Consider the following 10,729-nt stretch of genomic DNA (forward strand, 5'->3'; position numbering starts at 1 on the left):
GAACCCCCTGGTCACCACGCCGACAGGCCGGTCAAGTGTTCACGATGTCCTGAAACATCAACTGTTCACGATGTCCTGAACTCAGACATGTCGTTGGAACGACACTTACCACTCACGAGACCCGCCCCCTGGCTCACCGGCCCTGCAGCGACCGCACGTTGTTCCCGAACGTCCAGCTCCGCGAACCGTCCCAGTTGATCGACCAGGTCATCAGGCCCTTGAGTCCCGGAATACCGCGGTACGCCTGGGAAACCAGGCCCGGCGACATGTAACCGCCACCGGCACCGGCCTGCGCGGGCAGCCCCGGGACCTGCTTGTCGTAGGGGACGCGGATCGTCGTGCCCTGGATCACCAGGCCCTTGTCGAGACACTCCGTCTGCTTGACGAAGCCCTGAACCGTCCCGGCCTGGTACGAGTCACCGGAGCAGCCGTACATGCTTCCGTTGTAGTACTGCATGTTCAGCCACCACAGCCGGCCGTTGTCCGCGTACTTCTTGATGACCGGCAGGTACGCGCCCCAGATCGAGCCGTAGACGACGCTGCCGCCGGTGACGTACGCGGTCTCCGGCGCCATGGTGAGCCCGAAGTTCGACGGCATCGCGGCGAGCACGCCGTCGATGATGCGGATGAGGTTCTTCTGCGACGCGGAAAGCGTGTTGATGTTCCCGCCGCCGGTGAGGCCGGTTTCGATGTCGATGTCGATCCCGTCGAAGTTGTACTTCTTCAGGATCGGCACGATGGTCGAGACGAATTTGTCCGCCACGGTGGACGAATTGAGGTCGATCCCGGCGGTGGCGCCGCCGATGGACATCAGGATCGTCGCGCCCGCGTCCTTGGCGGCGCACATTTCGGACGGGGTCGCGACCTTCACAGTCGCGTCCATCCCATCCTCCCATTTTGCCGTTCCGTCGGACAGGATGACCGGAAAGGCCGCGTTGATCACGTTGTACCCGTTGGACTTGATACGGGCGTCGGTGATCGGGATCCAGCCGAGCGGCGGGTGGACGCCGTTCGAAGCGCCGTCCCAGTTCTCCCAATAGCCTTGCAGGACCTTGCCCGCGGGCTTCGATTTGACCGCGCAGACCTCGGCGTCCGTCGAGGCTTGCGCGGGGGTCAGGACGACCAGCGTGGTGACGGCGAGTACCGCCGCGCCGGTGATCGCGAGCAGACGTGAGACGCGACCGAACATACCCAGCTCCCATCTCGAAAGCGGTTGTGAACGAACAACAGGAAGCGGCCGTTCGGCTCAACATAGGTCGCGATGACCGGGCCCCGCTACCGACGATCGGGTGGTCTAGACCAGATATCGAAAGGTTGTCCGGAATTCGTTCTCACGCACGAGGGCCATCTCACGAGGCCGGGTGTCCTCGTGAGATGGCCCTCGTCATTCGGATGGTCAGACGGTGATGGTCCAGCTGTCGAGCGTGCCGGTGTCGCCGGCGTAGGCGTCGTAGATCACGAGCGTCCAAGTGCCGGAAGCGGCTTTGTTGGTCACGGGGACCGAGTAGTTGCGGGTGCCGAGTTCCGTGCAGGGCAGGTAGCCGGTCGGCTTGACCGAGTACGAGGTGCCGTCAGGAGCCTTCAGGCTGATGCGAAGGTCCTCGGAGCAGGTGTGGGTACCGGTGATCGAAACCTTCACCGGCGACGTCGCCGTTCCCGTCGCGCTGGACGTGATCGGGCTGTTCACCGTGGCGTAGTCGGCGATCGGGTAGTCCGTGCCGTTGGTGAACGTGCGCACGCTGACGTTGCCGACGGTGAGCGTGTACTGCGCCGTGCGGTCCACCGAGGCCCCGTCACCGGTCACCGTGATCGTGCTGGTGCCGTTGGGAGTGTCCGCCGACGTCTGGATGGTGAGCGTCGAGGAGGCGCCGGACTGGACCGAGGCCGGGTTGAACGTCGCGGTCGCCCCGGCGGGAAGACCGCTGGCGCTCAGCGCGACCGCCTGCGCCGCACCGGAAGTCGTCGTGGTGTTGACCGTGACGGTCGCCGACTGTCCTGCTTGGACGGTGCCGGACGTCGGGGAGAGGCCGAGCGAGAAGTCGTTGCCCTGCGGCGCGCCGACGGCGAGCTTCCAGAGCGCGTAACCGATCGCGTCGCTGTTCTTCTCCAGCGGCGTGTCCGGGATGTTGGACGTCGTGTCGCAGGCGCGGTGGTAGCAGTTGTCGAACGCCGCGCCCGCGGTGCCGCCCCACTTCGCCCGCTGTGCGGCGCTCTTGATGTCCCCGGCACCGGTCGCCAGGCCGCCGACCGGGATACCGGCGCTCTTGAACGACGCGTGGTCCGACCGGCCGTCGCCTTCGGAATCCCCTTCGGTCTGGATGCCGATCGAGGTGAAGTACTCGTCGAACACCGCCTTGACCGAGGCGACGTCGTCATAGACGAAGTAGCCCCAGTTGCTGGAGCCGATCATGTCGAAGTTCAGGTAGGTCTTGATCTTCGTGCGCTCGGCCTGCGGCAGGTTGTTCACGTAGAACTTGGACCCGCGGAGGCCGGACTCCTCGTCGGCCCACCAGCCGAAGCGGACCCGCTTGGCCAGCGTGGGGTTCTCGCGGGCCAGGGTCAGCGCGACTTCGAGGATCGAGGCCGAACCCGAGCCGTTGTCGTTGATGCCGGGGCCGGCGCTGACGCTGTCGAGGTGCGCGCCGAGCATGATGACCTGGTTGGCGTCACCCTGCGGCCATTCCGCGATGATGTTCTGGCTCGAACCCGTGCAGCTGGTGCAGGTCTGCAGCGTGACGTTGTAGCCGGCGTCGCGCAGCTTCTGCGACACATAGGACACCGACGCCGTGTAGCCCGACCGTCCGGCGGCCCGGTTGCCGCCGTTCTGGTTGGCGATGGTCTGCAACGCGTTCAGATGCGTCTTGATGTTCGCGAGCGAGATGTCCGGCGCGGCGTTGCTGTTCGCGGTCGTGACCGCCTGCGCGGGCGCCGTGACGACGCCGAGGACGGCGGCCATGCCGACGACGGCCGTTCCTATTCGCTTTCCCCACTTCATGCCGGGGTTGTCCTTCCTGGAGGGGTTTGCGTGAAGGACTCCTTCCCCCGACGGAGCCGAGGGAAGGAGTCCTTCACGCGCGAGGGGGAGCTAGACGGTGATCGACCAGCTGTCGAGCGTGCCGGTGTCGCCGGCGTAGGCGTCGTAGATCACGAGCGTCCAGGTGCCGGAGGCCGCCTTGTTGGTCACCGGGACCGAGTAGTTGCGAGTACCGAGCTCGGTGCAGGGCAGGTAGCCGGTCGGCTTGACCGAGTACGAGGTGCCGTCAGGAGCCTTCAGGCTGATGCGAAGGTCCTCCGAGCAGGTGTGGGTACCGGTGACGGTCACCTTGACCGGGGACACGGCGTTGCCGGTCGCGGTCGAGGTGATCGGGCTGTTCACCGTGCCGTAGTCGTTGATCGGGTAGTCGGTCTCGTTGCTGAACGTCCGGATGTTGCTGCTGGTGCCGACGGTCAGCGTGTACTGCGCGGTGTGCGTGCCGCTGGCCGCGGTGCCGGTCACCGTGATCGTGCTGGTGCCGTCAGGGGTGCTCGCCGACGTCGCGATGGTGAGCGTCGAGGAGGCGCCGGACTGGACCGAGGCCGGGTTGAACGTCGCGGTCGCCCCGGTGGGAAGACCGCTGGCGCTCAGCGAAACGGTCTGCGCCGCGCCGTTGACGGTCCCGGTGTTCACCGTGACGGTGGCGGAGTCGCCGGCCTTGACCGTGCCCGACGCCGGGGTGACGCCGACCGAGAAGTCGGGGCCCTGCGGGGTGCACGAGGTGGGCTCACCGGACACCGCGGTGACGCTGATGGCCTCCCACGCCGCCTTGGTGGTGTTGAACTCGGTGCAGGAGTTCGGATACAGCGCGAGAGCCGCTTCCAGGGTCGCCTTGCGGGCGGCCTTGTGGTTCCAGCCGGAGGTCTTCTTCAGCAGGCCGTTGTAGAAGATCTTCGCGGCCTTCTGGATGCCCAGACCGGTGATCGAGGTGTTGTTGCACGTCGGGCTCGCGGGCTTGCCCGCGGGCGCGGTGCCCTCGGCCAGCAGGTAGAACCAGTGGTTCTGCGGGCCCGCAGCGGCGTGCACCTCGGTGCTCGGGATCGAGGACGTGTAGCAGTTCGGGTTACCCGAGATCTTGCTCGGCTGGTACATGTAGCGGATCGGGCCCTGGCCGACCAGGTTCACGCCCTCGCCGACCTCGTAGTCCGGGGTGTCCTTGGCGTTGTTGGCGTAGTGCTCGGTGATGGCGCCGAAGATGTCACCGGTGGACTCGTTCAGCCCGCCGTTCTCGTTGCCGCTGCCCGCGCCGCCCGGCGTGGTCTGGAAGATGGCGTGGCCGAACTCGTGCGCGACGACGTCCATCGAGGTGGCCTGGCGCTGGTTGTCCTGCGAGTGTCCGAAGGTGGTCGAGGAACCGTCCCAGTAGGCGTTGACCTGGTTGAGGCCGACGGACGAGGGGAAGCCGCCGCCACTGCCGTTGATGCCGTTGCGGCCCAGCCACTCGCCGAGCATCTTCCACTCGGTCTGGACGCTGAAGAGCGTGTCGACACAAGCAGTTTCGAGGTTGGTGCCGGAACCGTTGCCCCAGTTGTCGTCGGGGCCGGTGTACACCGCGCCGTTCTGCGGCTTGCAGCTGATGTTGGGACGCTGCGGGTCGCGCATGGAGTAGGTGCCGCCGGAGTTCGTCGTGTCGATGCTGACGTTGCCGACGTAGTAGCTGTTCCCGGCGCCCATCGTGCTGACGTCGTTCGACGTGGCCTTCGTGGCGGTGGGGACGTTGGACATCTTCACGTCGTCACGGGTGTCGAGGATCGCCCCGGAGGCGCCGTCCACGAAGACGTGCAGGTTGCTCGGCGCGGCGGCCTTGGTGCCCTTGACGACGACCTCGTAGGCGAGCTTGGGGGAGTTCCCCGCCAGCACGACGAGTTTCGGCGCCACGACGCTGTCCACTGTGGACAGCTGACCGCGGGCGACCTCGGTCGCCTTCGCCGCGGAGATCTTGGCCTTGGTCTCGACCGAGATCGCCGAGGTCTCCGCGGCGCTGGTGCCGTGGACGCGCCCGGCGCCGTCGGCCACCACGACCGCGTCCCCGCCGACGACCGGCAGGCCACGGTAGGTTCGTTCGTAAGCGGCGTAGAAGAGTCCTCCGCCACCCGGTGTCATCCCGACCCGGCGGAAACTCTCCTGCGGACCTTTCCGCAGGTGGTCTACACCAGTCGAGGCGGCCTGGTCGGCCGCGCTCGCGGCCACCGCGTCGGGGCTCGCGGGCTGGATGGTGGCGGTGGTCGCGTTCGCCGGGGTCGCCGGGAACGTCATGCTCAGGGCAAGGCCGGCGATGGCCGCCAACCCTGTTCTGAGCCCTCGCTGAACGGTCATGGGAACCTTCCATGGGCAGGACCGTGTACCCGGCACGGGCCATTGGCGCGGCGGGGAATTCGACCGGATCGGGAACACGGCGGGGGACGGGGAAGCGTGTCCATTCGGATAACTGGAGTTATCTCGATGGACACGTTCGAAAGTAAAGGAGCTGCTCACAGGGAGCGTCAATGGGCCGGATGGCCTAGTGGCACGCGCGAAGATCATTCCGCGAAGAGTGAAATCCCTGTGTAGTAAGCATTTTCCCGCCGGTCGCGATATATGGCGACTTTCGTATGGTTTTCAGTCCGCCGGCCCGGAATCGGACATAGCGGCCGCGCGTACACCGCGACGATAGGCCGCCGTCGCTTCTTCGATTAATCCGCGATCACGCAACGTGTCGCCCAAATGCAGAGAGGTGGCGACGAGCGCGCCGAGCAATTCCGAATTCTGCTGTGCGGTGGCGGCTTCTTCGAGCAACGCGGTCGCCTCGGGAAGATCGCCGCGGGCGCGGGCGATGAGTCCCAGTAACCGGAGAACCTCCGCTCTGGCTTCGATGTCGGGGGATCGATCCAGAAGCGGGCGGATCCCTTCGGCGAGTTCCGCGGCTTCGTCGAGCGCCCCTTGCCGTCGGCGGACGTCGGCGAGTTCGATGGTCGCGCCGAGCACTCCTTCCCGGGAACCGGCTTTCGCGAGGAGATCGCGGGCGAGCAGGAGTTCGGCGTGCGCCTCGTCGAGTTTGCCGAGTCTTCGCCACAGGAAGCCGCGCGCCCAGCGGCAGCGGGCGGCGTCACGGTCGTAGCCGAGGGAGGTGAACAGCCGCAGCGCTCGCGAGAGGTCCTTCTCCGCGCGGTCGACCATGCCGACCGCCTGCCACAGCTGCGCGGCCTGCCGGTGATACCGAGCGGAGATGTCCTTGCGGTGGGCGGAAACGAGGGCGCGGCGCCCTTCTTCGGCGGCCCGCCGGGCACGACGGAGCGCGCCCATCTCGATGAGCGGGTGGAGCAGCGCGGTCACCAGCGCGAGTTCGGCGTCGGGATCGACGGGGCCGGCCGCGCGAAGCCCGGCGAGCGCGGTTTCGACGAGGGCGACCGCCGCGCCCAGGTCTCCCGACAACGCCCGGCAGGCGGCGACGCGGTTGACGATCATCGCTCGCAACCGGGGCGACGCCGCGTCGGCGAGTTCCATCGCGTAGGCGAAAGCCTTGTCCGCCAACGGGATGTCATACCGCTGCCAGTGGACTTCGCCGAGATAGAACCGTGCGTGGCACTGGACTTCCGGTAGCCGGTACTCCGCGGCTTGGTGTTCCACGCGGCTGAATTCGCGTTCGGCCGCGTCGAGACCGCCCTGTTGCAACTCGCGGTATGCGGTTTCCAGGGCGTCGGTGAGTTGCTTGGCGGCTCTCGGCGGCCTGCCGAAGCGGAGTTCGTCCGCGGTCAGGCCGAGCCGTCGCGCCAAGTGGGACACCACGTCGTCCGAGGGCAGGCGGCGGCCCGATTCGACCTTGGCGAGGAAGCCGCGGTCGTAGCGGGGCTCGGCGAGCTCGCGCTGGGTCAGCCCGCGCGCCTGGCGCAACCGCCGGACTCGCGCGCCGAGTGGTTCTGCCCCGGGCGGCATGGACGGCACCGGACCACGGTAGACGATTTCCCGCCGGTTTCCGGGGTCAGCCGGACAAGTGGGTGAGCAACCCGGCGAAGGCGGGCCCGCTGACCACGAGAACCGGCCTGGCCTCGGCCGGGAGCTCGCGTTGTTTGGTGTCGCGGATGCCGACGAAGGCGCCGTCGGTGCCGACTTCGACGCAGGCGTTCTCCTCCCAGTGGGTGTGGCTCGATTTGTGCCAGCCGGTCAGGCGCTCATGCCAGGTCGTGGTCATGTCTGTCGGGTACCCGCTCACCATGCAACCGATCCGGTGAATTTCACCCGGCGAATCGGACATATTGACGGCGAGGTTCCCGAGGGCTAGCGTCTTGCGCCATAAAAAGGAAACTTTCTTAACTAATTGCGGAGCGGGGCGCCGATGATGGTGAGTTCCTGGTCCCGGGCGGTGGCCGCGGTTTCGGCACTGGTCCTCGGGGGTTTGACGGTTCCGGCGGTTTCGGCCGCGGCGGCGGTGCGAGGTGAGGTCCGGGTCGATCAGGTCGGCTACGGCATCACCGAAACCAAGTACGCCTACCTCCTGTCCAGCGCGCCGGGTTCGTTCTCGGTGGTCGACGAACGCGGCTGGACCGTCCATCGTGGACGGACTGGAGCCTCGCTTGGTGCCTGGAACGCGAAGTACCCGGCGGTGTACCAGCTCGACCTTTCGAAGGTCTGGCTGCCGGGCAAGTACCGGATCGTGGTCAGCGGCGAGACCGAGGCGACGTCGCCGACGTTCCGGATCGACACCAAGGACCGGCTCTTCACGCCGCTCGTCCGCGCCACCAACGAGTTCTTCCAGGCTCAGCGCGACGGCGACGACATCATCCCCGGCAGGCTCGGCCGCAAACCGTCGCATCTGGCCGACAAACAGGCCACGGTCTACGACTGGCCGGTGTTCGTGGGCGAGGGTGGCGACGAGATCGCCGAACCGCTGAAGCCGATCGGCGGGCCGATCGACGTCGAAGGCGGCTGGGTCGACGCGGGCGACTTCGTCAAGTTCACCTCGAACACCGCGTACTCGCTGGCGGAACTGGGCTACGTGCTCCGCGAGGGCTACGATCCGGTGCTGGCCAAGGAGGTCAAGCTCGGCCTCGACTGGCTTGACAAGATGTGGGACCAGAAGAGCAAGACGCTCTACGCGCAGGTCGGCATCGGGACGGGCAGCGACAAGTTCGGCTTCCTCGGCGACCACGACGTCTGGCGCAACCCGCACGACGACGACGCGCTCGACGTGAAGCCCGGTGATCCCGAGTACTTCGTCAAGCATCGGCCGGTCTTCCCGGCGAACCCCGGCGGTTCCGCGCTCAGCCCGAACCTCGCCGGCCGGGTGGCCGCGGCGTTCGCGCTCGGCGCGCAGGTCGAAGCGAAGCGGAATCCCGCGCTGGCGAAGAAGTACCTCTCCGAAGCCGCCTCGGTCTTCGAGCAGGCCAAGACCGAGGACGTCGGCGAACTGGTGACCGCGTTCCCGCACGCGTACTACCCGGAATCGTCCTGGCGGGACGACATGGAACTCGGCGCGACGCAGCTCGCCTTGGCGGGCAAGGCTTTGCGGGATCCGAGGGCGAGCGAGTGGACGCGGCAGGCGGCGCACTGGGCGAAGGCGTACATCGACCTCGAAGAGAAGAGCACGCTCAACCTGTACGACACCAGCGCGCTGGCGCACGCCGAATTGGCGAAGCTCCTGCGGCACGGCGTCCCGGGTGCCGCGCTCGGGCGTGAGGAACTGATCGGCGACCTCCGCCGTCAGCTCGACGAGGGTGTCGCGAGCGCGGCGAAGAGTCCTTTCCGGACCGCCGTGTCGGTCAAGGACTTCGACGCCGCCAGCAAGAGCTTCGGGTTCGCCGCGACCGAGCGGCTGTACGCGGACGTGACCGGCGACCGGCGCTACGCGGCGTTCGGTTCGCAGCAGCGGAACTTCACCCTCGGCGCGAACGCGTGGGGAGTCTCGCTGGTCGTCGGTGTCGGCACGACGTCGCCGAAGTGCCCGCACCACCAGGCGGCCAACCTCGCGGGTGAGGCGAAGGTGCTCTACGGCGCCGTCGTGAATGGACCGAACGGGGCGGAACACTTCGCGGACCTGCCGTTCCCGGCCGGGGCGAAGGAATGCACGAAGCCGTTCGACGCCTTCGACACGACCGAGTCGCGTTATACCGACGACCTGGCTTCGTGGCCGAGCAACGAACCGGCCATCGACTTCACGTCGACGGCGATGCTCGCGTTCTCCTTGGCCGGACGTTCCTGACCGTGATCGCGGGGCCCGTCCGTCCGGTCGGGCCCCGCGTTCGCGTACCCGACAACTCCTGTTCGCGGCGATGCCGCCGCTCCGGACGGTGACGACGTCGTAGTCTTGGCGGGGTGAGTGAGACAAGCGAGTTCCCCGACGGCCAGTACCCGGAACGTCCGATCGAGCGCCACAAGGGCCCGGTCGTGCTGCGGCGGGACCGCCGTGACCAGGGCAGCACCACCGACCAGCGCCTGCTGGACTCGCGGGGGCCGAGCGATTGGGTGCACACCGACCCGTGGCGCGTGCTGCGGATCCAGGCGGAGTTCGTCGAGGGCTTCGGCGCGCTGGCCGAGGTGCCGCGCGCGGTGACGGTGTTCGGTTCGGCGCGGACCAAACGGGAACACCCCGAATACGAACTGGGCCGCAAGATCGGCGGCGCGCTCGCGAACGCGGGCTTCGCGGTGATGACCGGTGGCGGCCCCGGTGCGATGGAAGCGGTCAACCGCGGCGCCAACGAGGCGGGCGGGTTCTCCGTCGGCCTCGGCATCGAGCTGCCGTTCGAACAGGGCCTGAACCCGTGGGTCGACCTCGGCGTCAACTTCCGGTACTTCTTCGCCCGCAAGACGATGTTCATCAAGTACTCGCAGGCGTTCATCTGCCTGCCCGGCGGCTTCGGCACGCTCGACGAGCTGTTCGAGGCGCTGACCCTGGTGCAGACGAAGAAGGTCACGAAGTTCCCGGTCGTGCTCTTCGGCAGCGACTACTGGGGCGGCCTGTACGACTGGATCGCCAAGACGCTGCTAGCCGAGGGCAAGATCGGCGAGAAGGACCTCGACCTGCTGCACGTCACCGACGACATCGACGACGCCGTGCGCGTCGTGCAGGAGTCGTACCAGGCTTGGGAGGACACCCACTGATGGCGGCACCGCGCCGGGTTTGTGTCTTCTGTGGCTCGTCGATGGGCTTCGACTCGCGCTACGCGGACGAGGCGCGTGCCCTGGGCACGCTGCTGGCGTCGCGGGGGATCGGGCTGGTCTACGGCGGCGCTTCGGTCGGCACCATGGGCGTCATCGCCGACGCCGCGCTGGCCGCGGGTGGCGAGGTGATCGGCGTGATCCCGGAGGCACTCGGCAGCGTCGAGATCGCGCACGCCGGCCTGACCGAACTGCACGTCGTCGCCGACATGCACCAGCGGAAGGCGAAAATGGCCGCGCTGTCCGACGGCTTCCTCGCGCTGCCCGGCGGCGCGGGGACGCTGGAGGAACTGTTCGAGGTGTGGACGTGGGCCCAGCTCGGGCTGCACGAGAAGCCGATCGGGCTGGTCGACGTCGGCGGGTACTACGGGCCGCTGCTGAAGTTCGCCGACCACATGGTGTCGGAGGGCTTCCTGTCGGCGGGGTACCGGGACATGCTCTCGATCGACTCGGACGCTTCGGCGCTCCTGGACGGCTTCGCGGACTACGTGCCGCCTCCGCGTCCTAAGTGGGCTAAGTAGGGCTTGGGCCGGGTTGGTCGTGAGTGGCGTTTCGGGTTTTAAC

The 10,729-nt window shown here is 67.5% G+C and carries 8 protein-coding genes; 3 read left to right on the plus strand and 5 right to left on the minus strand.

Annotated features, from left to right (window positions below):
• Positions 1-133: 133 nt before the first annotated feature.
• The 5 genes from AB0N89_RS40265 to AB0N89_RS40285 all read right to left on the minus strand — a co-directional run bounded on the left by AB0N89_RS40265 (position 134) and on the right by AB0N89_RS40285 (position 7,202).
• Positions 134-1,189: a chitinase gene (locus AB0N89_RS40265; protein WP_364216762.1), complete on the minus strand. Its 1,056-nt coding sequence runs from the start codon at positions 1,187-1,189 to the stop codon at positions 134-136.
• Between the two features lie 207 nt (positions 1,190-1,396).
• On the minus strand, positions 1,397-2,995 hold the full coding sequence (locus AB0N89_RS40270) for a M28 family peptidase (RefSeq protein ID WP_364216764.1): 1,599 nt from the start codon (positions 2,993-2,995) through the stop codon (positions 1,397-1,399).
• A 90-nt stretch (positions 2,996-3,085) separates the two neighbouring features.
• Positions 3,086-5,350 carry a M4 family metallopeptidase gene (locus tag AB0N89_RS40275; protein ID WP_364216766.1) on the minus strand — a complete coding sequence of 755 codons (2,265 nt, stop codon included), beginning with the start codon at positions 5,348-5,350 and terminating at the stop codon, positions 3,086-3,088.
• 282 nt (positions 5,351-5,632) lie between these two features.
• The gene (locus AB0N89_RS40280; protein WP_364216781.1) at positions 5,633-6,946 is read right to left on the minus strand and encodes a helix-turn-helix domain-containing protein; all 1,314 of its coding nucleotides are present in this window, start codon (positions 6,944-6,946) and stop codon (positions 5,633-5,635) included.
• Positions 6,947-6,992: 46 nt separating this feature from the next.
• The gene (locus AB0N89_RS40285; RefSeq protein ID WP_364216769.1) at positions 6,993-7,202 is read right to left on the minus strand and encodes a DUF397 domain-containing protein; all 210 of its coding nucleotides are present in this window, start codon (positions 7,200-7,202) and stop codon (positions 6,993-6,995) included.
• Between the two features lie 144 nt (positions 7,203-7,346).
• Between AB0N89_RS40285 and AB0N89_RS40290 the strand changes: the two genes are divergently transcribed.
• The 3 genes from AB0N89_RS40290 to AB0N89_RS40300 all read left to right on the plus strand — a co-directional run bounded on the left by AB0N89_RS40290 (position 7,347) and on the right by AB0N89_RS40300 (position 10,686).
• Positions 7,347-9,209, plus strand: a complete 1,863-nt coding sequence (locus AB0N89_RS40290) for a glycoside hydrolase family 9 protein (RefSeq protein WP_364216772.1) — start codon at positions 7,347-7,349, stop codon at positions 9,207-9,209.
• Positions 9,210-9,322: 113 nt separating this feature from the next.
• Positions 9,323-10,108, plus strand: coding sequence for a TIGR00730 family Rossman fold protein (locus AB0N89_RS40295; RefSeq protein ID WP_364216775.1), 786 nt, complete (start codon positions 9,323-9,325; stop codon positions 10,106-10,108).
• Positions 10,108-10,686, plus strand: a complete 579-nt coding sequence (locus AB0N89_RS40300; RefSeq protein WP_364216778.1) for a TIGR00730 family Rossman fold protein — start codon at positions 10,108-10,110, stop codon at positions 10,684-10,686. The genes AB0N89_RS40295 and AB0N89_RS40300 overlap by 1 nt, the downstream gene beginning before the upstream one ends.
• Positions 10,687-10,729 lie beyond the last annotated feature (43 nt).

This window comes from Amycolatopsis sp. NPDC089917 (genome assembly GCF_040684635.1).
In the GTDB taxonomy this organism is placed as follows: domain Bacteria; phylum Actinomycetota; class Actinomycetes; order Mycobacteriales; family Pseudonocardiaceae; genus Amycolatopsis.